The sequence below is a fragment of the Mixta sp. BE291 genome, from assembly GCF_031457955.1.
Taxonomy (GTDB): domain Bacteria; phylum Pseudomonadota; class Gammaproteobacteria; order Enterobacterales; family Enterobacteriaceae; genus Mixta.
The window spans coordinates 241,253-262,183 of the sequence record NZ_JAVDXN010000002.1; the positions used below are offsets into that span (position 1 = coordinate 241,253).

The 20,931-nt window shown below is 54.0% G+C and carries 26 protein-coding genes; 18 read left to right on the forward strand and 8 right to left on the reverse strand.

Annotated features, from left to right (window positions below):
* Positions 1–114 precede the first annotated feature (114 nt).
* From fliF to J2X14_RS06325, 15 genes are all read left to right on the forward strand, one after another.
* Entirely contained in the window at positions 115–1,830 is a 1,716-nt protein-coding gene (gene fliF / locus J2X14_RS06255) for a flagellar basal-body MS-ring/collar protein FliF (protein ID WP_352410364.1), read from the forward strand.
* On the forward strand, positions 1,827–2,819 hold the full coding sequence (gene fliG, locus J2X14_RS06260) for a flagellar motor switch protein FliG (RefSeq protein WP_352410365.1): 993 nt from the start codon (positions 1,827–1,829) through the stop codon (positions 2,817–2,819). The genes fliF and fliG overlap by 4 nt, the downstream gene beginning before the upstream one ends.
* The gene (fliH, locus tag J2X14_RS06265; protein WP_352410366.1) at positions 2,812–3,519 is read left to right on the forward strand and encodes a flagellar assembly protein FliH; all 708 of its coding nucleotides are present in this window, start codon (positions 2,812–2,814) and stop codon (positions 3,517–3,519) included. The genes fliG and fliH overlap by 8 nt, the downstream gene beginning before the upstream one ends.
* Positions 3,519–4,880 carry a flagellar protein export ATPase FliI gene (gene fliI, locus J2X14_RS06270; protein ID WP_352410367.1) on the forward strand — a complete coding sequence of 454 codons (1,362 nt, stop codon included), beginning with the start codon at positions 3,519–3,521 and terminating at the stop codon, positions 4,878–4,880. Before fliH ends, fliI begins: the two co-directional genes overlap by 1 nt.
* A 43-nt stretch (positions 4,881–4,923) precedes the next feature.
* Complete coding sequence (fliJ, locus tag J2X14_RS06275) at positions 4,924–5,373, forward strand: flagellar export protein FliJ (RefSeq protein WP_352410368.1); 450 nt, start codon at positions 4,924–4,926, stop codon at positions 5,371–5,373.
* A complete protein-coding gene (locus J2X14_RS06280) occupies positions 5,366–6,628 on the forward strand; it encodes a flagellar hook-length control protein FliK (RefSeq protein ID WP_352410369.1) in 1,263 nt (420 codons plus the stop codon). The genes fliJ and J2X14_RS06280 overlap by 8 nt, the downstream gene beginning before the upstream one ends.
* Before the next feature lie 132 nt (positions 6,629–6,760).
* A complete protein-coding gene (gene fliL / locus J2X14_RS06285; RefSeq protein WP_352410370.1) occupies positions 6,761–7,243 on the forward strand; it encodes a flagellar basal body-associated protein FliL in 483 nt (160 codons plus the stop codon).
* A 4-nt stretch (positions 7,244–7,247) separates the two neighbouring features.
* Positions 7,248–8,255 (forward strand): flagellar motor switch protein FliM, encoded by a 1,008-nt coding sequence (fliM, locus tag J2X14_RS06290; RefSeq protein WP_352410371.1) that lies wholly within the window; start codon positions 7,248–7,250, stop codon positions 8,253–8,255.
* Positions 8,248–8,658 (forward strand): flagellar motor switch protein FliN, encoded by a 411-nt coding sequence (gene fliN, locus J2X14_RS06295; RefSeq protein WP_352410372.1) that lies wholly within the window; start codon positions 8,248–8,250, stop codon positions 8,656–8,658. The genes fliM and fliN overlap by 8 nt, the downstream gene beginning before the upstream one ends.
* Before the next feature lie 2 nt (positions 8,659–8,660).
* A complete protein-coding gene (fliO, locus tag J2X14_RS06300) occupies positions 8,661–9,065 on the forward strand; it encodes a flagellar biosynthetic protein FliO (RefSeq protein ID WP_352410373.1) in 405 nt (134 codons plus the stop codon).
* Positions 9,065–9,796: a flagellar type III secretion system pore protein FliP gene (fliP, locus tag J2X14_RS06305; protein ID WP_352410615.1), complete on the forward strand. Its 732-nt coding sequence runs from the start codon at positions 9,065–9,067 to the stop codon at positions 9,794–9,796. Before fliO ends, fliP begins: the two co-directional genes overlap by 1 nt.
* Positions 9,797–9,810: 14 nt before the next feature.
* Positions 9,811–10,080, forward strand: coding sequence for a flagellar biosynthesis protein FliQ (gene fliQ, locus J2X14_RS06310; RefSeq protein WP_352410374.1), 270 nt, complete (start codon positions 9,811–9,813; stop codon positions 10,078–10,080).
* A gap of 42 nt (positions 10,081–10,122) precedes the next feature.
* Positions 10,123–10,908: a flagellar biosynthetic protein FliR gene (fliR, locus tag J2X14_RS06315; protein WP_352410375.1), complete on the forward strand. Its 786-nt coding sequence runs from the start codon at positions 10,123–10,125 to the stop codon at positions 10,906–10,908.
* Between the two features lie 651 nt (positions 10,909–11,559).
* Entirely contained in the window at positions 11,560–12,195 is a 636-nt protein-coding gene (rcsA, locus tag J2X14_RS06320; RefSeq protein ID WP_352410376.1) for a transcriptional regulator RcsA, read from the forward strand.
* 143 nt (positions 12,196–12,338) lie between these two features.
* The gene (locus J2X14_RS06325; RefSeq protein WP_352410377.1) at positions 12,339–14,036 is read left to right on the forward strand and encodes a methyl-accepting chemotaxis protein; all 1,698 of its coding nucleotides are present in this window, start codon (positions 12,339–12,341) and stop codon (positions 14,034–14,036) included.
* A 66-nt stretch (positions 14,037–14,102) separates the two neighbouring features.
* Here the strand turns inward: J2X14_RS06325 and dsrB are convergent, their stop codons facing one another.
* Positions 14,103–14,300 (reverse strand): protein DsrB, encoded by a 198-nt coding sequence (gene dsrB / locus J2X14_RS06330; protein ID WP_352410616.1) that lies wholly within the window; start codon positions 14,298–14,300, stop codon positions 14,103–14,105.
* Between the two features lie 52 nt (positions 14,301–14,352).
* On the reverse strand, positions 14,353–14,511 hold the full coding sequence (locus J2X14_RS06335) for a YqaE/Pmp3 family membrane protein (protein ID WP_038625380.1): 159 nt from the start codon (positions 14,509–14,511) through the stop codon (positions 14,353–14,355).
* Positions 14,512–14,850: 339 nt separating this feature from the next.
* Between J2X14_RS06335 and J2X14_RS06340 the strand changes: the two genes are divergently transcribed.
* From J2X14_RS06340 to J2X14_RS06350, 3 genes are all read left to right on the forward strand, one after another.
* Positions 14,851–15,069, forward strand: a complete 219-nt coding sequence (locus J2X14_RS06340; protein ID WP_352410378.1) for a DUF2525 domain-containing protein — start codon at positions 14,851–14,853, stop codon at positions 15,067–15,069.
* A 371-nt stretch (positions 15,070–15,440) separates the two neighbouring features.
* Positions 15,441–16,247, forward strand: coding sequence for a mannosyl-3-phosphoglycerate phosphatase-related protein (locus J2X14_RS06345; protein WP_352410379.1), 807 nt, complete (start codon positions 15,441–15,443; stop codon positions 16,245–16,247).
* Positions 16,248–16,290: 43 nt separating this feature from the next.
* Positions 16,291–17,511 (forward strand): glycosyltransferase family protein, encoded by a 1,221-nt coding sequence (locus J2X14_RS06350; RefSeq protein WP_352410380.1) that lies wholly within the window; start codon positions 16,291–16,293, stop codon positions 17,509–17,511.
* Between the two features lie 53 nt (positions 17,512–17,564).
* Here J2X14_RS06350 and J2X14_RS06355 read toward each other — a convergent pair whose 3' ends face one another.
* From J2X14_RS06355 to J2X14_RS06380, 6 genes are all read right to left on the reverse strand, one after another.
* Positions 17,565–17,840: a hypothetical protein gene (locus J2X14_RS06355; protein ID WP_352410381.1), complete on the reverse strand. Its 276-nt coding sequence runs from the start codon at positions 17,838–17,840 to the stop codon at positions 17,565–17,567.
* 93 nt (positions 17,841–17,933) lie between these two features.
* Complete coding sequence (locus J2X14_RS06360) at positions 17,934–18,611, reverse strand: LexA family protein (protein WP_352410382.1); 678 nt, start codon at positions 18,609–18,611, stop codon at positions 17,934–17,936.
* 110 nt (positions 18,612–18,721) lie between these two features.
* Complete coding sequence (locus J2X14_RS06365) at positions 18,722–18,901, reverse strand: YodC family protein (RefSeq protein WP_352410383.1); 180 nt, start codon at positions 18,899–18,901, stop codon at positions 18,722–18,724.
* A gap of 170 nt (positions 18,902–19,071) precedes the next feature.
* On the reverse strand, positions 19,072–19,203 hold the full coding sequence (locus J2X14_RS06370) for a hypothetical protein (RefSeq protein WP_257788814.1): 132 nt from the start codon (positions 19,201–19,203) through the stop codon (positions 19,072–19,074).
* Between the two features lie 39 nt (positions 19,204–19,242).
* Positions 19,243–20,145, reverse strand: coding sequence for a DUF808 domain-containing protein (locus J2X14_RS06375; protein WP_352410384.1), 903 nt, complete (start codon positions 20,143–20,145; stop codon positions 19,243–19,245).
* A 14-nt stretch (positions 20,146–20,159) separates the two neighbouring features.
* On the reverse strand, positions 20,160–20,429 hold the full coding sequence (locus J2X14_RS06380) for a hypothetical protein (protein ID WP_352410385.1): 270 nt from the start codon (positions 20,427–20,429) through the stop codon (positions 20,160–20,162).
* Between the last annotated feature and the right edge of the window lie 502 nt (positions 20,430–20,931).

Below are 20,931 nucleotides of genomic sequence, written 5' to 3' on the forward strand. Positions count from 1 at the left end.
AATTTGCGAATAGGAAAATAATGGCATCCATTGAAGTGGAACTTTTCTAAGCCGTATCAGGGAGTCAGTTTTGTCACCACTTAACACACAGTCCGGTCAACTGTCAGGCAGGAAATGGTCATGAATGCTACCGCAACCCAGGAAACAACAAATAAGAAAGGCTTAAATGACCTTGTTGCTCGCCTGCGCGCCAATCCGCGGATTCCGCTGATAATCGCAGCCGCCGCCGCAACTGCCATCATTGTCGCGATGGTACTGTGGGCGAAGGCACCGGCTTACAGCGTCCTTTATAATAACCTTTCAAATGAGGATGGCGGCGCGATCGTTACGCAGCTGACTCAGATGAATATCCCTTACCGCTTCGAAGAGAACGGCGGCGCCCTGATGGTGCCGGCAGAAAAGGTGCATGAACTGCGCCTGCGTCTCGCTCAGCAGGGCCTGCCGAAAGGCGGCGCCGTGGGTTTTGAACTGCTGGATAAAGAGAAGTTCGGTATCAGTCAGTTCAGCGAGCAGGTTAACTACCAGCGCGCGCTGGAAGGCGAACTGTCACGCACCATTGAAACGCTCGGCCCGGTAAAAACCGCGCGCGTTCATCTGGCGATGCCGAAGCCGACGCTGTTCGTGCGTGAGCAGAAGTCCCCTTCCGCCTCCGTCACGCTGAACCTGCAGCCGGGACGTGCGCTGGATGAAGGTCAGATCAACGCGATCGTGCATATGGTTTCCAGCAGCGTGGCCGGTCTTCCGCCGGGCAACGTAACGGTTGTCGATCAGAGTGGCCGTCTGCTGACGCGTTCCGATACTGCCGGTCGTGATTTAAATGATGCCCAGCTGAAATATGCCACCGAAGTAGAAAGCCGTTATCAGCAGCGTATTGAAGCGATTCTTGCGCCTATCGTCGGCAGCGGCAACGTGCATGCGCAGGTCACCGCCCAGATCGATTTTGATACGCGTGAACAAACGGAAGAGCAGTACAAACCGAATACCGATCCGGCGAACACCGCGATCCGTTCGCGTCAGAGCAGCAGTAATGAGCAGATTGGCGGTCAGTACCCTGGCGGCGTGCCGGGTGCGCTCTCTAACCAGCCTGCGCCTGCGAATAACGCGCCGATCGAAACGCCGAAAGCTAACGCCACGCCAGCGGCTGGCAACAATAACGGCGCAGCGGCTAACACCACTGCCACCAGCAATGCTGCGCGTTCGATGCCGTCTAATACGCATCATGATGAAACCACCAACTATGAGCTGGATCGCACCATTCGTCATACCAAGGTGAATGTAGGCGGCGTGAAACGCCTGTCGGTTGCCGTAGTCGTGAACTACCGCGCCGACGCGAAAGGCAAAGCGGTGGCGTTGAATGAGAAACAGCTGAAGCAGATTGAAGATCTGACGCGTGAAGCGATGGGCTACTCCAGCGATCGTGGCGACAGCGTCAACGTAGTGAACTCGCAGTTTACCCAGACGGAAGATGTCAGTGTCGATCTCCCATTCTGGCAGCAGCAGTCCTTCTTCGAGCAGATGATGAACGCGGGACGCTGGTTACTGGTTGCACTGGTTGCCTTCATCCTCTACCGCAAGCTGGTCCGTCCGCAGCTGTTGCGTAAGCAGGAAACCACCAGGCTGGCCGTTGAACAGGCCGCCGCCCAGGCGAAGCAGCAGCAGGAAGAACAAGCCTTCTCTGTTTCACTCAGCGGAGATGACCTGGAGCAAGAACGTAAATCTAAGCATCGTGTGAGTGCCGAAGTCATGAGCCAGCGCATCCGCGATATGTCTGAAAACGATCCGCGCGTTGTGGCGCTGGTAATCCGCCAATGGATGAGTAACGAACTATGAGTCTGACCGGTACTGAAAAAAGCGCCGTCCTGCTGATGACAATTGGTGAAGACCGCGCCGCTGAGGTGTTCAAGCACCTCAGCACGCGGGAAGTGCAACACCTTAGCGGGGCCATGGCCAATATGCGTCAAGTTTCTCACCAGCAGCTGGCTGAAGTGCTGCGTGAGTTTGAGGCGGATGCCGAGCAGTTCGCGGCGCTGAGCCTCAACTCGAACGAGTATCTGCGTTCAGTACTGATCAAGGCGCTGGGTGAAGAGCGCGCCTCCACGTTGCTGGAAGATATTCTGGAAACGCGCGAAACCACTTCCGGTATGGAAACGCTCAACTTTATGGAACCGGTAGCGGCTGCCGACCTGATCCGCGACGAACATCCGCAGATCATCGCCACGATCCTGGTTCATCTGAAGCGTTCACAGGCGGCGGATATTCTGGCGCAGTTCGACGATCGTCTGCGTCACGACGTGATGCTGCGTATCGCCACCTTCGGCGGCGTTCAGCCTGCGGCGCTGGCGGAGCTGACCGAAGTGCTCAACTCGTTGCTGGATGGTCAGAACCTCAAGCGTGCGAAGATGGGCGGCGTAAGAACCGCGGCGGAAATCATCAACCTGATGAAAACGCAGCAGGAAGAAGCGGTTATGGAAGCGGTACGCGAGTTCGATGGCGAGCTGGCGCAGAAAATTGTCGACGAAATGTTCCTGTTCGAAAACCTGGTGGATGTGGACGACCGCAGCATCCAGCGCCTGCTGCAGGAAGTGGAATCGGAGCCGTTGCTGGTTGCACTGAAAGGTGCCGATCAGCCGCTGCGCGAGAAGTTCCTCAAGAACATGTCGCAACGCGCTGCCGATATCCTGCGCGACGACCTCGCCAACCGTGGCCCGGTACGTATGTCGATGGTAGAGAACGAACAGAAAGCGATCCTGCTGATCGTCCGTCGTCTGGCGGAAAGCGGCGAAATGGTCATTGGCGGCGGCGAGGAAACCTATGTCTGATGCCTTTTCTTCTCGTCCTTGGCAGCGCTGGCAGCCTGACGATTTAGCGCGCTTCGATCAGCCGGCCGTGGTGCCGCAGACCGAGCCTGAGTTCGCCTTCGACATTAACGAAGAGAGCGAAGAACTTTCGCCGCAGTCGCAGCTGGAGCAGATGCAGACCCAGGCGCGTCTGGATGCCCATGCGCAAGGCTACGCCGAAGGTCAGCAGAAAGGCTTTAATGATGGCAGGCAGGCGGGTTTTGACGCCGGTTTTCAGCAGGGGCTGGCGGACGCGCAGCAGCAGCAGGCGCCGGTTCAGGCGCGTATGCAGCAGCTGGTAACGGAATTCCAGCACACGCTGGAAGCGCTGGATAGCGTGATCGCCTCGCGCCTGTTGCAGCTGGCGCTGGAAGCGGCGCGTCAGGTTATCGGCCAGGCGACCGCAGTCGATGGCTCTGCCCTGCTGCGTCAAATCCAGCAGATGATCCAACAGGAACCGATGTTCAGCGGCAAGCCGCAGCTGCGCGTCCATCCTGACGATCTGCAACGCGTGGAACAGACGCTGGGCCCAACGCTCGATCTGCACGGCTGGCGTCTGCTGGCCGATAGCTCGCTGCATCCGGGCGGCTGCAAACTGAGCGCGGAAGATGGCGATCTGGACGCCAGCGTGGCGACGCGCTGGCATGAACTTTGCCGCCTGGCGGCACCGGGAGAGCTGTAATGACCACTCGTCTTTCACGTTGGCTGGGTTCGCTGGATGCGTTTGAAAAACGCATGGCGGATGTGCCTGAAGTACGCCGCTACGGCCGCCTGACGCGCGCCACCGGCCTGGTGCTGGAGGCGACCGGCCTGCAGCTGCCGCTGGGCGCGACCTGCGTTATCGAACGCTACGACGGCAAACAGGTTGCTGAAGTGGAAAGCGAAGTGGTGGGCTTTAACGGTCAGAAACTCTTTTTGATGCCGCTGGAAGAAGTGGAAGGCATTTTGCCCGGCGCGCGCGTGTTTGCCCGCGGCAACGGCGACAGCGCGCAGAGCGGAAAACAGCTGATGCTCGGCCCGCAGCTGCTGGGTCGCGTGCTGGACGGCAGCGGTCGTCCGTTAGATGGCCTGCCTGCGCCGGAAACCGGCTACCGCGCGCCGCTGATCACCCCGCCCTTTAACCCGCTACAGCGCACGCCGATTACCGACGTGCTGGATACCGGCGTACGCGCGATCAACGCGCTGCTGACGGTGGGTCGCGGTCAGCGTATGGGGCTGTTTGCTGGCTCCGGCGTGGGTAAATCGGTGCTGCTCGGCATGATGGCGCGTTATACCAAAGCCGACGTGATCGTGGTGGGACTGATTGGCGAGCGTGGCCGTGAAGTAAAAGATTTTATTGAAAATATTCTTGGCACCGAAGGCCGCGCGCGTTCGGTGGTGATTGCCGCCCCGGCGGATGTGTCGCCGCTGCTGCGTATGCAGGGCGCGGCCTACGCCACGCGCATCGCCGAAGATTTCCGCGATCGCGGTCAGCATGTGCTGTTGATTATGGATTCGTTAACGCGCTACGCGATGGCGCAGCGTGAAATCGCGCTGGCGATCGGCGAGCCACCGGCGACCAAAGGCTATCCGCCTTCCGTTTTCGCCAAACTGCCTGCGCTGGTAGAACGCGCCGGTAACGGCATCGACGGCGGCGGTTCGATTACCGCTTTCTATACCGTGTTAACCGAAGGCGACGATCAGCAGGATCCGATTGCCGACTCTGCGCGCGCCATCCTTGACGGCCATGTGGTGCTGTCGCGGCGGTTGGCGGAGGCGGGTCACTATCCGGCTATCGATATTGAAGCCTCGATCAGTCGTGCGATGACCGCGCTGATTGATGAAACGCATTACGCGCGCGTGCGCCAGTTTAAACAGTTGCTCTCCAGCTATCAGCGCAACCGCGATCTGATTAGCGTCGGCGCCTATGCCGCCGGTAGCGATCCGATGCTGGATAAGGCCATTAAGCTGTGGCCGATGCTGGAGTCCTTTTTGCAACAGGGCATCTTCGAGCAGAGCCGCTATGACGATGCCTGCCTGCATTTGCAGGCCATATTTGGTTGATGTCGCCGGGCTATCCCGACGCAAGTAACGAGGTCACCTGACGATGGCTAAAGCCAACAGTGCGATGGAAACCCTGCGCGACCTGGCGCAGAAAGAGGTGGAAGACGCGGCTATCCGCCTGGGTACGATGCGTCGCGCCCAACAGCAGGCGGACGAGCAGCTGAATATGCTGCTCAATTATCAGGATGAATATCGCCACAAGCTGAACAGCAATATGTCGACCGGCATCGCCAGTTCGCGCTGGACAAACTATCACCAGTTTATTCAGACGTTGGAAAAGGCGATCGAACAGCATCGCCACCAGCTGGCGCAGTGTACGCAAAAAGTCGAGCAGGCGCTTAACGTCTGGCGCAACAAACAGCAGCGGCTGCACGCCTGGGAAACACTCCAGGCGCGTTCGCAGGCCAATGAACTATTACAGGAAAACCGTCTCGATCAGAAACGGATGGATGAGTATGCCCAGCGGGCATCTTTGAGGAAGGCTAATGATTAAGTTGCCAACATCAGTCAATACCGTCAGCGTCGATAGCGGCGCCGATCTTACCAGCGGCAGCGGCCTTGTCAGCGGCGATGGCGCGGCTTCCGGTCAGCTGCCGGAGGCGTTTTTGACGCTGCTCGGCAATCGTCTGCTGACGCTGGCGAACCAGGGCGACGGAAAAACCGCGCTCACCGCCGACGCGCAAAAAACGCTGCCGGAAAAAGCCCCGGCCACCGAACTCAGCCAGCTGTTAACCGCGCTGCAAAAGCCGGATGCGCTCAATGCGCTGCTGACGCCGGAAAAGGCTAAAGAGAATGGTAAGTCCGCCGATGATAAGGATGAGCTGAAACGAGACAGTTTAAGCGCGGCCGATCAGCAATCGTTGCAGGCGCTGTTCGCCATGCTGCCGCAAACGCCGCTGGTTCAGCAGGCGGCGAAAAGCAATGACGTGAAACTCGACGGCGACGGCCTTGCGCCGCTGACCACGCAGAGTGGCAATCTCAAAGCGGCGCTGGCGGCGTTAACCGCGCAGCAGCCTGCCGCGGCGGATAAGCCGGACGTTGGCGCGGATAAAACCAGCCTGACCAGCGCGATGCCATTGACCGCCGCTGCGACCACCGCCGCCGGTAGCGAAGAGAAATCGCCGCTTTCCAGTTTCCAGAGCCTGATGAGCGAAACGCGTCAGAGCGAAGGTAAAGAGAATAAAGAGAGCATGACGACGCATTCGCTCAGCGCGCTCTCCGCCGTGATGAATCACGCCACCGCCGCCCCCGCTGCGCCCACCGCATCGGCCACGGCGATGACGCCAGCCACGCCGCAGATTAATGCGCAGCTGGGCAGCCCGGAATGGCAGCAGGCGGTGAGTCAGCAGGTGTTGATGTTTAGCCGTAATGGCCAGCAGAACGCCGAGTTGCGCCTGCACCCGGACGATCTGGGCGCTATCCAGATCAGCCTGAAGCTGGATAACGATCAGGCGCAGCTGAATATGGTGTCAAACCATACCCAGGTACGCGCCGCGCTGGAAGCCGCGCTGCCGCATTTGCGCACCGCGCTGGCGGAAAGCGGCATCAACCTGGCGCAGAGCAACGTCAGCAGCGACGCCTTCCCGCAGAGCCAGAGCTTTGGCAATCAGCAGGAATCGCGCCGCGACCAGCCTCAGGGCGGATTTTCGCTGGCATCCGGCAGTGAAGATGAGGTAACGCCGCTGGCGGTGCCTGCCGCGTTGCAGGCGCGGGCAGCGGGCAATAACGCAGTCGATACATTCGCCTGACGGCGACAAACGCCAAAGGTAAAAGCAAAAGGCGCGTCTTTTCCCCCCATTGATCGGCGAGAGACGCGCGATAATCATTTCCGGCTCGCCACTATGGCCTGCCCCAGATAATTCACAGGGTATTTCTGCAAAATGTCTGATAACGCGAAAGCTAAAGGCCGCAAACGTTCCATCCTGATTCCGGTGTTACTGGTTGTAACGCTGGCCGCTTGCAGCGTGGCAGGCTATGTAGTGTGGCGAACAATGAATAAAACCGACGGACATGCGGAAGCTGCGAAAGTGGAACCGCCTGCCGCACCGGTCTTTTATGCTCTTGATACATTTACGGTTAACCTGGTCAATGCGGATAACGATCCCGATCGCGTGCTGTACGTAGGCTTTACCCTGCGTCTGCCGAACGAGGAAACGCGGGTTCGCATGAACGACTACCTGCCTGAAGTTCGTAGCCGGTTGCTGCTGCTGCTCTCACGCCAGGATTCATTAAAACTGGCATCGGAGTCGGGCAAGCAAGCGCTGGTAGAACAGATCAAGCAGTCGCTGGCACCGCCGCTGGTTAAAGGTCAACCTCCGCAGGAGGTAAACGATGTACTGTTTACCGCCTTCATATTGAGGTGAGTTAATGGGCGATAGCATTCTTTCACAGGCTGAGATTGACGCGCTTCTCAATGGCGACAGTGAAAGCGCGGAAGATGATAAGAATAAGAGTACGGGCGATGACAATATTCGTCCGTACGATCCTAATACCCAGCGTCGCGTGGTGCGCGAGCGCCTGCAGGCGCTGGAAATTATCAACGAGCGTTTTGCGCGCCAGTTCCGTATGGGACTGTTTAACCTGTTGCGTCGTAGTCCGGACATCAGCGTTGGGGCGATTAAAATTCAGCCGTACCATGAATTTGCCCGTAACCTGCCGGTGCCGACCAACCTGAACCTGATCCACCTGAAGCCGCTGCGCGGCACCGCGCTGTTCGTGTTTTCACCCAGCCTGGTGTTTATTGCGGTAGACAACCTGTTCGGTGGCGATGGCCGCTTCCCGACCAAAGTTGAGGGGCGCGAATTTACCCATACGGAACAGCGCGTGATCCGTCGCATGCTGAAGCTGGCACTGGAAGGTTACAGCGATGCATGGAAGGCGATTTATCCGCTGGATGTTGAATATGTGCGTTCGGAGATGCAGGTAAAATTTACCAACATCACCACATCGCCGAACGATATCGTGGTCACCACGCCGTTCCAGGTGGAGATCGGTAACCTGGTGGGGGAATTCAATATTTGTATCCCCTTCAGCATGATCGAGCCGCTGCGTGAACTGCTGGTAAACCCGCCGCTGGAAAACTCACGCCAGGAAGACAGACACTGGCGCGATACGCTGGTGAAGCAGGTGCAGCACTCTGAACTGGAGTTGATTGCTAATTTTGCTGACGTGTCGTTGCGTTTGTCACGCATCCTGCAGCTGAAGCCCGGCGATGTATTACCGATTGAAAAACCGGATCGCATTATCGCGCATGTTGATGGCGTTCCGGTTTTGACCAGCCAGTATGGTACCCAAAATGGACAATACGCGCTGCGTGTAGAACACTTGATTAATCCGATATTGAATTCGCTGAATGAGGAACAGCCCGATGAGTGACAGCAAAAATACGTCCGATGACAGCATCTCTGCGGACGATCTGTGGGCGGAGGCGATGAGTGAACAAGCCTCGACCGACAGCGCGTCATCCACCGAGAGCGTGTTCAAGTCGCTGGACAGCAAAGATATCGGCGGTTCGCTGCAGGATATCGATCTGATTATGGATATTCCGGTCAAACTCACCGTTGAACTGGGCCGTACCAAGATGACGATCAAAGAGCTGCTGCGTTTGACGCAGGGTTCCGTGGTTGCGCTGGAAGGCCTTGCCGGTGAGCCGCTGGATATTCTGATTAACGGTTACCTGATCGCCCAGGGTGAAGTGGTCGTGGTGAATGATAAATATGGTGTTCGTATCACCGATATCATCACGCCGTCTGAACGTATGCGTCGTCTGAGCCGCTAATAATGAACAACAGCACCCAGCAGGCAACGACGCATCAGGCTCCCCCGCCCGCCTTCTCTACCGGCTCGGCCTTAACGCAGGTCAGCAGCGTACTGGCAGGGATCGTATTACTGATCCTCGCCTGCGCCTGGCTGGCGCGACGTCTTGGCTTTACGCCGAAGCGTCTTGGCGGCCCGCAGGCGCTGAAAATCAGCGCCAGCGTACAGGTGGGTCAGCGCGAGCGCGTGGTGATTGTCGATGTTGAAGATGCCCGCCTGGTGCTGGGCGTGACCGCGCAGCAGATTACTCATCTGCATACGCTGCCGCCCAAAGATCCCGAACAACAGGATGCGCCGCCCGCCCAGGCGGCACCTGACTTCCGTCAGATTTTACAGACGTTAGTAAAACGTCCCGGAAAACCACAATGATTCGTCGTCTGCTTCCCCTTCTGCCGCTGCTGTTGCTCGCGCCGGAGGTGCATGCTCAATTGCCTGGTCTGGTCACTCAGCCGCTGCCGAACGGCGGTCAGAGTTGGTCTTTGCCGGTGCAGACGCTGGTTTTTATTACCTCGCTGACCTTTTTACCGGCCATCCTGCTGATGATGACCAGCTTTACGCGCATCATCATTGTGTTTGGCCTGCTGCGTAACGCGCTAGGCACCCCGTCCGCACCGCCAAACCAGGTGCTGCTGGGTCTGTCGCTGTTCCTGACCTTTTTTATCATGGCTCCGGTCTTCGATAAAATTTATCAGGATGCCTATCTGCCGTTTAGTCAGGACAAGATCTCAATGGAAGTGGCGATGGACAAAGGCGCACAGCCGCTGCGTGAGTTTATGCTGCGTCAGACGCGTGAAGCGGATCTCGCGCTGTTTGCCCGTCTGGCAAATACCGCGCCGATCGTCGGGCCAGAAGCGGTGCCGATGCGCATTCTGCTGCCAGCCTATGTTACCAGCGAGCTGAAAACCGCTTTCCAGATTGGCTTTACGGTGTTCATTCCTTTTTTGATTATCGATCTGGTCATTGCCAGCGTCCTGATGGCGCTGGGGATGATGATGGTACCGCCGGCAACGATTGCCCTGCCATTTAAGCTGATGTTATTTGTGTTGGTTGATGGCTGGCAGCTGCTGGTCGGATCGCTGGCGCAGAGCTTTTATTCCTGATACCCGGAGCAATCATGTCCCCAGAATCGGTAATGGTCCTTGGCCACGACGCCATGAAAATCGCCCTGATGGTTGCCGCGCCGCTGCTGCTGGCGGCGCTAGTCAGCGGTTTGCTTATCAGCCTGCTGCAGGCGGCGACCCAGGTCAACGAGCAGACGCTCTCTTTTATTCCCAAAATTTTATCCGTGGCCGCGACCGTCGTGGTTGCTGGCCCCTGGATGCTGAACCTGCTGCTGGACTATATCCGCACGCTGTTCACCAACCTGCCCTACATGATCGGTTAACCGACCCGCTTTTCTCGTCCCGACCTTTAAGAGACCGCACCTATGTTAACGCTGGACAGCAATCAACTGATGCTCTGGGTCGGCCAGTTTTTCTGGCCGCTGGTGCGTTTGCTGGCACTGTTCAGTACGGCGCCAATTTTTAATGAACGCGCCGTCAGTAAAAAGGTCAAAATCGGTCTGGCGGTAATGATTACCTGGATTCTGGCACCGCAGCTGCCGCCCACCAATGTAACGCTGTTTTCAGTGGGTGGGTTTTGGCTATTGATCCAGCAAATTTTGATAGGAATTGCCCTGGGCTTCACCATGCAGTTCGCGTTTGCTGCGGTGCGCATGGCGGGCGAACTGATCGGATTACAGATGGGGCTCTCTTTTGCTACTTTCTTTGATCCCGGTAGCCGATTAAATATGCCGGTGCTGGCACGCTTTCTCGATATGCTGGCAATGCTGCTGTTTTTAACCTTCAACGGACATCTGTGGTTAATCTCGCTGCTGGCGGACAGTTTTCATACATTACCGATTGGCGGCGATCCACTTAATGCCAATGCATTCCTGGCGCTTGCCAAAGCGGGCGGATTAATCTTCCTAAACGGAATGAGACTCGCGCTGCCGCTTATCATTCTCTTGCTCACGATTAACCTGGCCCTGGGTTTGTTAAACCGTGTTGCACCTCAGCTATCCGTTTTCGCTATAGGTTTTCCTGTAACCTTATCGATCGGAATTTTAACAATCGGTATACTTATGCCGCTTCTCGCCCCGTTTTGCGAACATCTGTTTAGTGAAGTCTTTGATTTACTTTCTGACATACTTTCAGAAATGCCGCAAAACTAAACTCCAACGTTTCTTAAGTCGGCGCTAATAGATAGTTAAGCACCCCCAATGTTTCTGCGTACTTTTCGAACCATTTTTATCAGAATTTCACTAAGGAAAATCTGATAAATCTCATCAGGCGATGAAAATTATTCGCAATAAATTCCACATCAAGTATTTTAAAACGGACTTCGCAACGAGTTTAATGTCAGGTCAGTCCTGGGCAAAATTCGCAAATGGATGTTTTCGAAAGAAAAAATTTTTCTGCGTTTTTTTCTTGTCTAAATAGGATTTTTACGGCATTGTCTCGGCTCTCGAGATTGCTACACATTCGCAAAACAAATCATTTTAAGATTTGTCCTATCAGGATTATCTTAGGGGTGCGCGATAGTGTAAGCGTTCTCAAAAGTTGCGTCAGACGCTGATGATGGTTATTTGTCCTGGTGACAAAATAGGCTGTTCGCGTTCTGCTGTACCTAAAAGCAGCTGGTTCTACTGGCCTGCGCAAAATCTGCTGTAGATACAAGGACGAAAGATGACCTCGGCACTGCTCCGTTTCGGAATCAGCACAGCTGAGTAAAATTACAAGATTGTTAATAGAAATCTTTCCCGTACCGCAAACGCGTATTCATCGTTGATTTAACGGATAACAAATTGGTGAGGGTCGCTATCATGCCAACGATTATTATGGATTCATGCAGCTACACACGTCTGGGATTAATGGATTACATGGCTACAAAAGGGATTAAAAAGAAAAATATCTCATCCGTTAACGATATTGAGCAGTTACATATTAAGTGCCAGCAGCTAAAACCTGGCGTTGTCTTTATTAACGAAGAATGCTTCATTCATGAAGCTGATTCCAGTGAACGTATCCGCAATATTATTTTGCAGCATCCCGATACGTTATTTTTTATCTTTATGGCGATCGCTAATATCCATTTTGAGGAATATCTCTACGTTCGTAAGAACCTGATTATTACATCAAAATCGGTAAAATCCGCCACGCTGGATAAATTACTTAGCAGTTATTTACAGAAAAAAGTTAGTGCTAACACACGCACCTCTTCTGGTATTGATGCGAACCCTTTGACGCTCAGCCAGACCGAATCAAATATGCTTAAAATGTGGATGTCCGGGCACGATACCATTCAGATATCTGACAAGATGCAAATTAAAGCCAAGACGGTTTCATCTCACAAAGGCAATATTAAGCGCAAAATTAAAACACACAACAAGCAAGTTATTTATCATGTAGTGCGCCTGACGGACAACGTGACGTCCGGTATCTATGTGAACGTAAGATAAAAAATTATGGCCGGCTTATGCCGGCCATACCTTTTGCGTTTTGCGACGCGCCTCTCATTTATCCCGCTAAGCCTTTTGCCGCGGTTGCCGATGCTAATGACGGATTCAACATCGCCAACCTCACCTACAGAGAGCAAAAGGATATGAAGAGCACCTCCCCTGAAGAAGCCTTAGAACGGGTCAGTTTTTGGCAACATCTGCGTTTGGTTCCCCTGTTTACCACCATTTTTAGCGGGATTTTACTGCTGTTTGCCCTGAGCATCGCCCTCTCCGGCTGGTTTCTGTTGCAAAGCAACCGCTCGCTGGATGAAGCGACCCAGGAAATTCAGGTGCGTATGGGGCTGTCTAACAGCTCTAACCATCTGCGTACCGCCAGGCTACTGGTGATTCACGCGGGCGCAGCGGCGCGTATTGGCGAAATGGATGAGTTTCGCTCTATCTTAAGCGCTACAGAAAAGCGTCTTTCCCAGGCACAGCAAAACTTCGATACCTATATCAATCGGCCCAATAAAAGCGAAGCCGACAGCGCACTCGATGCACCATTAAAAGCGGGTTTTAACGCTTATCTTAATCAGGGGCTGATACCGATGGTCAAAGCGGCTAAACAAGGCAGCTTTGAAGGGGTTATTGCACAGGAAACCGACGTCACCCGTAAGCTTGACGACCAATATAATCAGGTACTGTTAAAAGCGATTAAGATCCGTACTGCGCGTGCAGAGGCGATTAATCAGCAGGCGAGTTCGCAGTCGCATTTCGGTTTTATCATTATGGGCATGGCATTTGCGGTAGCGCTGGTGCTGACGCTGATGACCTTTGTGTTTTTGCGCCGTATCGTGATCAGCCCGCTGCAGCAGGCGGGTGAACGTATCGCACGTATCGCTGCGGGCGATCTCACCGCCCCGCTCCGCCAATGGGGACGCAGCGAAATCGGCATGCTTGGCGCGAACTTACAGGCGATGCAGCAGGCGCTGGTGCAAACCGTTGGCGTGGTGCGTGAAGGCGCCGTGGCGATTTATCAGGGTTCCGGTGAAATCTCCGCCGGTAATACCGATCTCTCCTCACGCACCGAGCAGCAAGCCTCAGCGCTGGAGCAGACGGCCGCCAGTATGGAGCAGCTGACGGCCACGGTGAAACAGAACGCTGATAATGCGCATCATGCCAGCCAGCTGGCTGCCGATGCCTCCGGCAAAGCGCGTGAAGGGGGTAATATCGTTAGCGGTGTGATCAATACCATGAACAATATTTCCGGCAGCTCGAAGAAAATTGCTGAGATCACTAACGTGATTAACAGCATCGCCTTCCAGACCAACATTCTGGCGTTGAACGCCGCCGTCGAGGCAGCTCGCGCCGGTGAACAGGGCCGTGGCTTTGCGGTAGTCGCCAGCGAAGTGCGTAATCTGGCAAGCCGCAGCGCGCAGGCCGCAAAAGAAATTGATGGGCTGATCGCTGAATCAGTGCAACTGATTGGTCAGGGATCGACGCAGGTCAGCCATGCCGGTGCGACCATGACCGATATTGTGGATGCCGTGCGGCGCGTTACCGATATTATGGCGGAGATCGCCGCCGCCTCCGATGAGCAGAGCCGCGGTATTCAGCAAGTTAGCCAGGCGGTTACCGAGATGGATAATGTGACCCAGCAGAACGCGGCGCTGGTAGAAGAAGCGTCATCGGCGGCCGTTTCACTGGAAGAACAGGCCGCGCGCCTGACAAAAGCCGTGGCCGCTTTCCGCCTGTCGCAGCAGGAAAACAGCGCTGCGCTTAATATGAAGCCGGTTACATCCACCGCGGTTAAATCGCGTCCGGCGCTGGCAGCCGCCGACAGTAACTGGGAAACGTTTTAATCCGCCCAAAACCTTAATGGATAGCGTTAAATGCAAAAAACCCACCTCAGGGAGGTGGGTTTTTCTTTACTGGCTTTCCGCCAGCGGCTCAACAAACACGCCTTCGTCCTGATCGGTCTCATTAAAAAACCAGATACCCAGCGGATAATCTTCCAGCGCGACCAAATACATGGTGCCTTCGTTAAAATCCTCTGCTGCCAGAATCGTGCCGGGCCGACGCGGGCCGCCATCGGTTTTAACCGTAACGCGATCGTTTACCTTCATCTTCATGCTCTTGCCTGGATATTTGGATTAAAAGCGGAGCATAAACGGCGGATTAACGACGCGCAATAACCCAGACCGCATGAATAATACCTGGAATATAGCCTAACAGCGTCAGCAGGATATTCAGCCAGAACGCACCGCCAAAACCTACCTGTAAAAATACGCCCAACGGCGGTAATAAAATGGCAATAATAATGCGCAATAAATCCATAACGGCTCCTGTTTTCTTCATTTTTCACACGGTTAAGTGTAGCAGGCCTGTTATTTGTTGCCTGTAAGGCTGCGTAAAGGGGATCCGAGCGTTACGCTGAAGGAATTTTCGTTTCCTTAACGTTTCACCGCGAGACTTCTGACACTCACTTTATCTACACTGCTGTTACTGCACTCACCCCATAAGTGCAGCCAACCTAAAAGTAACAAGGATTTTGCCCGCGCAGCGCGGGCTTTTTTTTAAGCTATTTCCTGGTTATGCCAGCCTGTGAGCCTTATCCCTTTTCCTTGCCGCTTTCCGCCTATACTTATCTCGCCGCCCCGATTGCCGGAGACCATCATGAACAACGCTAACCCGCAGAGCGCCGGAGCCGCGAGTCATTCTGCTCCTCGCTTATCTCAACGTGATGCATGGCTTTGCGACAGGATGGATGCCGATAATGAATGGGAATGGGGGCAGCAGCCAGGCGCGCCTGAACGTTATGACAGCGGCCCACAGGTGGCGCAATCATTTGAATTTGATATTCATGATTGCTCAGTAAGCGAAGTGAATCGCTAAACGGCAAAAAAAATCCCGACCTCGCAAGGTCGGGATGACAGAGTCGTCAATGAAATTCGTTACGCCAGGAAATTCCTTAACGTCTACAGACTACGTTAATTTTTCCTTAAGAAAAATCTTATTTATTAGCCAAAACGCTCGTGTTTTATCCATAGTGCGCCGTTTACTGCTTAAATTTCGCTAGCTTATCGCCCTTCAAAGGCGATTTATCATATGGATTAATCAGCCAACATTGCCTTATTTTACAGAATAATCTGATCCAAGGGTTCACACTGCTTTTACGCTCATCCGCCATTATTATTAACATCTGTCGTTATACTTAGGCATCAGCATTTACTGGAGCGGGCCTCCGTTATTATGAGGATTTAAGCATGCCGCATCTGCACGACCCGTTAATGATCGTCACCGACCTCGATGGCTCGCTGTTAGATCATCACACCTATAGCTGGCAGCCAGCAGAACGCTGGTTAGCCCAGCTGCAGCAGCAGAATATTCCACTGGTGATCTGCACCAGTAAAACCGCTGCGGAAGTTATTCCGTTGCAGCAGCAGCTTGGCTTTCCCGGGGCGCCTTTTATTGCCGAAAACGGCGCGCTGGTACAGATCGATAACGCTCAGGGCGGAATGGTGCGTCATCATGCCGGTAAAAACTATGATGAGATTTGTGATTGCCTGCGTCGCCTGCAGCAGCAGTATCGCTTTCGTTTTACCGGCTTTTCTGAGTTTACGGAAAAAGAGCTGGAGAATATCACCGGGCTGACGGCGGCGAATGTTGCGCTGGCGCGTATGCGCGAAGCATCAGAAGCGCTGGTCTGGCGCGATAGCGAAGAGCAGTTTGCGCTGTTCCGCCAGCAGCTGGAGCAAGAATCGCTGATGCTGGTGCAGGGAGGACGTTTTTGGCATGTGATGCCGAAAGGCAGCGGCAAAGGCGAAGCGCTGCGCTGGCTGCTACAAAATATGGCTCCGGCGGGCGGTAAGCGCTTTATTACCGTCGGACTTGGCGACGGCCCTAATGATGCGCCGATGCTGGATAGCGTGGATTATGCGGTGGTGATTAAAGGATACAGCAAATTCCCGGTGGAGCTGACGCGCCAGGATGAACGTCACGTTTATCAAACCATGGAATATGGCCCAACCGGCTGGAGCGAAGGCCTGGACTATTTTATTTCGCAGGAATAACGCAATCGCGGCATTTCGTCTGATTGCTTGATGGGGATTCGATATGAGTGATTTTTTCCAGAACGGCGTTATTACTAATTTTCATAATCTGACCGGTCGCTCAACCGAGTCGCTGGAAAAAGAGATGGTGCAGTTTGCGCGTAAACGCAAAATGGGTCTGATTCTGCCTTCACTGTTTTCTGAACTGGAAGGGCCAGCGCTGAATAACATTGTTGATGAACTGGCAAAGGTGCCTTATCTGGAAGAGATTGTGATCGGTCTCGATCGTGCCGATCGCGAGCAGTTTCTGTTTGCCCGTGACTTTTTCTCACGTTTGCCCCAACGCCATCGGATCTTATGGAACGATGGTCCGCGCCTGAAAGCACTGGATGCCGAGCTGGATAAAGAGGGGCTATCCCCTACCGAACCGGGTAAAGGACGCAATGTCTGGTTCTGTACCGGCTATACGTTGGCCTCTGACCGCAGCAGCTGCGTCGCGCTGCACGATTGCGATATTGTCACCTATGAGCGCGGCATGCTGGCGCGTCTGCTCTATCCGCTGGCGAATCCGGCGTTTCAGTATGAGTTCTGCAAAGGCTTTTACGCGCGCGTGGCCAATAACAAGCTGAACGGGCGCGTGGGCCGTCTGCTGGTGGGGCCGCTGCTGCGCTCGTTGCAACAGGTGTACGGCCATTCTGAATATCTGGAATATCTCAGCAGCTTCCGTTATCCGCTATCGGGCGAGTTCGCTATGCGCACCCATGTGCTGAACAATATTAAAATTCCTGGCGACTGGGGGCTGGAGATCGGGGTGTTGTCAGAGATTTATCGCAACTACACCACGCGCCAGAGCTGTCAGGCTGAGATCGCGCATAATTACGACCACAAGCATCAGCCGCTTTCCGAGGAGGATGGTACCGGCGGATTGCGCCGCATGAGCAATGATATCGTGCAGTCGCTGCTGCGTAAGCTGGCGACCATGGGCGTCAGCCTGACCAGCGACTCTTTCCGCGTGCTGAAAGCGACCTATTATCGTAACGCGCTGGATATGATGGAAATCTACAGTCATGAAGCCACCATGAACGGCCTGCATTTTGACCAGCACAGCGAAGAGGCGGCGGTTGAGATGTTTACCCAGGCGATTCTGGAAGCGGGCCAGGCCTTTATGGAGCGCCCCAACGATAAGCCTTTTATTCCCAGCTGGAGCCGCGTGCAATCCGCCTTCCCGGATATATTGCAGCGGATTTATCAGGCGGTGGAAGAGGATAACGCCGGACACGTCTGATCCGGTCGCCGCCCTGCTTCGCCCGACGCCCGTTATCCTCTGGTAACGGGCGTTTATTCTTTTGGCCGATCCGACGGCGTTTTGCTCTCCAGCTGACGCAGCTTTTTCCACGCCTGACGCACGCCTCGTTGTGCCAGCTGGCTGGCATAGCGTTCAAAAATTTCAGTTCGCCGCCGCTGTTCGTAACGATTATCACGCCAAATCATGATGCCCCGCAGCAGGGTAAACAGGATACCGAGCAGGTAGCCCCACTCCTGCATGGTTAACTCACTGATACAACCTTTCACTACGCCTAACAGCAACAGCATGCCATTCATTATCATATCCATTCCTCTTCTCCCGACGATAAAAGGATAGAGAGATAATGAACTTAAAGTACAATTAATACAAGAACTATTAGTTCATATTGTTAACGGGATCGCTTAAGCTAAATTCTCCCATTTCGCTTCCACTACGACGCCGATAATGCGGCAATCATCATGAATTTCCTGCATTTTATATTCGGGGTTGAGTGGCTTAAGGTATTTACGCCCGCCGTCTTCAATGTAACGCTTAAAGGTCGCTTCATTAGCATTGATTAAGCGCGCAACCACCAGCTTTCCTGACGTTGCCGGAATATCGGGATCCACCAGAATCATCATACCTTCGGGAATACTCAGGCCGACCGGCGAGGTCATCGAATCGCCTTTTACCTCCAGCCAGAAGCTGTTTTCGCTAACGTGACGCGTGGTAGCGGGCCAGCGATCGATCTCTGCACGCGACCAGGGTTCAACGGCCTCGCTCCACAGGCCCGCGCTTACCCAACTAATTAACGGATAACTGTTATAGCCGGGCGCCTGGGCGACCGCACGTACGTTGTTATCAAGCGTGGTGGTGCCCAGCTGTAGCCATTCACGGCTGACCGCCAGATAATCCGCCAGCGCCTGCATTTTACCGTCGCGCGGCAGCGCCTCGCCGTTAAGCCATTTCCCCACGGCGCGTGGCGTGACCGATAGCGCGCGCGCCAACATCACGCCGCGCCCGTGCGCTTCCAGGCCTTTACGATTGCAGGCTTCATTGAGCCTTGCGGAAAAAGCATGACGCAGAGTTTCTTCAGACATGGTTCACCTGGTTCATTTATGGCGTGAGATTGCGCCGAAAAGAGAAATAATGAACCAAATGTACAAAAAGGCATCCCGCCAGTCAAGACCGGCGGGACAGAGACAGGGAATTAGCTGGCAAGCTGGTGGGCATGACGGGCCGGGAACAGTTCTTCTTCCCGGAAGGCTTCGCGTCTTACGCTGTAACCATCGTACCAGCGACATTCCACCATTCCGCTGGCAATGCCGGTGACGATCATGGTTTGACCATCCTCTTTATGCTTCACTTCATCACTGACGCTGATAAACATAATGCGGCCTCCTTAGTTTGGTGAAAAAGCACCCATTATGTATAGCAGGCCTCTACAGAAATTTCCTGCTGGCCCGGCCGAATACGGAAAAGTCCAGGCGGGGAATAAGCCGAACTACAGGCGAAAAAAAACGGACCGCTGTCCGTTTTTAACGTTGTTGCCAGGCGAGGTTAGATTTTGCAGCCTTCGCAATCGGCTTCATCATTCAGCTCAACCGGTACTTCGCTGGCTTTCTTCTCAGCGTTGGCCTGCGCCTCTTCCAGCTGTGCATCGATGTCAAATTCAAACATATCGTCGTTCATGGCATGCTCCCGTTAATCAATTTCGCCGCTCTTTATACATTAAGCGCGTAGCTTCGCAATCAGATTTACCACTAACAGCACGATCGAACCAATAATAAAGCCGATAACCAGGTTCGCGCCGTTTTCCAGCAGCGTGGTTATGATGCCGTGAAAACCTTCACTGAAGTGCGAAATCCTGTGGTGCAGCGCCGGAATACCGTGGACAATAATACCGCCCCCCACCAGGAACATCGCCAACGTACCGACCACCGTAAGCACCTTCATCAGCCATGGTGCCAGCACCAGCAGCATTTTACCCAGCGCCTGCGCGACCGCAGAGGATTTGTCGCTGAGCCAATAGCCCAGATCGTCCAGCTTAACGATGCCCGCCACGATACCGTAAACGCCGATGGTCACCAGAATGGCGATGCCGGATAAAATCAGAATTTGGTTTAACAGCGGCGCGGAGGAAACAATACCCAGCGTGATGGCGACAATCTCTGCCGAGAGGATAAAATCAGTACGCACTGCCCCTTTGATTTTCTTCTTCTCGTAGCCCACGGGATCCTGCGCCACCAGCTTTTGCAGCCGCTGCTGTCGCGCTTCGGAGGTTTCCGCATTTTTATCATGCTGCAGGCTGTGCATGACTTTTTCCACGCCTTCATAGCAGAGATAAGCGCCGCCGATCATTAATAGCGGCGTGATTGCCCAGGGCGCAAAGGCGCTAATCACCAGCGCCAGCGGCACCAGAATCAGCTTGTTGAGAAACGAGCCTTTCGCCACGCCCCACACTACCGGTAATTCCCGGTTCGCTTTTACCCCAGAAACCTGCTGCGCGTTGAGTGATAAATCATCACCTAATACGCCCGCGGTTTTCTTTGCCGCGATCTTTCCCATCACAGAGATGTCATCAAGTAAGGTCGCGATATCATCAAGCAGTGTCAGTAAGCTACTTCCAGCCAAGTTAGGATCCTTTTTTACAGTTCATGATGCTGACAACAGGGGCAAACCTGTATCTCGCTGACCGCCATATCGGCAATACCTTCACAGTCCCACTCCACGCGTAACGGCCCATCACCGGCATGATGATGCAAGTACTTGCTCACCGAGCTTTCCGTCATACCGGTAATCTCTTCCGTGGCGACAAGGGTTTCACCCACATAAACGCGCGCCGTTGCCCGCGTGTTTACCATGCGCTCTCCTTGCAGCTTATACAGTCGCCGTACCGTAAGCTTAATGCTGGACATACTGTCCTCCCGGACTGATTAGGCTAAAACAGCGATCTAACCAATTATGGCCTGCTTTGGCAAACTTTGCGCTGGATCACGTTAACCTATGGCGCTAATTGATTAAAAAAATAGCAGCTGTCCTGCCATGCTGGCGGAAAATCACGATTTATAGGGGTTAATACCGCGATTACCCGCAGTCGATAGCGGCAATAATGTGCCTTGTCGCTTAATTTTATTGGCACTGTCGGTAAATTAAACCTTGTAGTTTATGACTTTTCTGAAGCAGAGCTAAATCATTAAAGTTAAGTCATCATTTATATTTTTAGTTTTCCTGCCTTATTCCGATTCTATTAATAATAAAATAAACGGAGAAGGATTAATGCGTAACATTCGGATCGTGACTGCGGCCAACAGCTTGATATTGCTTATTTTTATTGTCATTACATTTTTTATCGCCTACGTTATTAATATTGGGTTAAGTTCTGAGCATAATTTTGAGCAATCAAAACTTTCCAGCTAT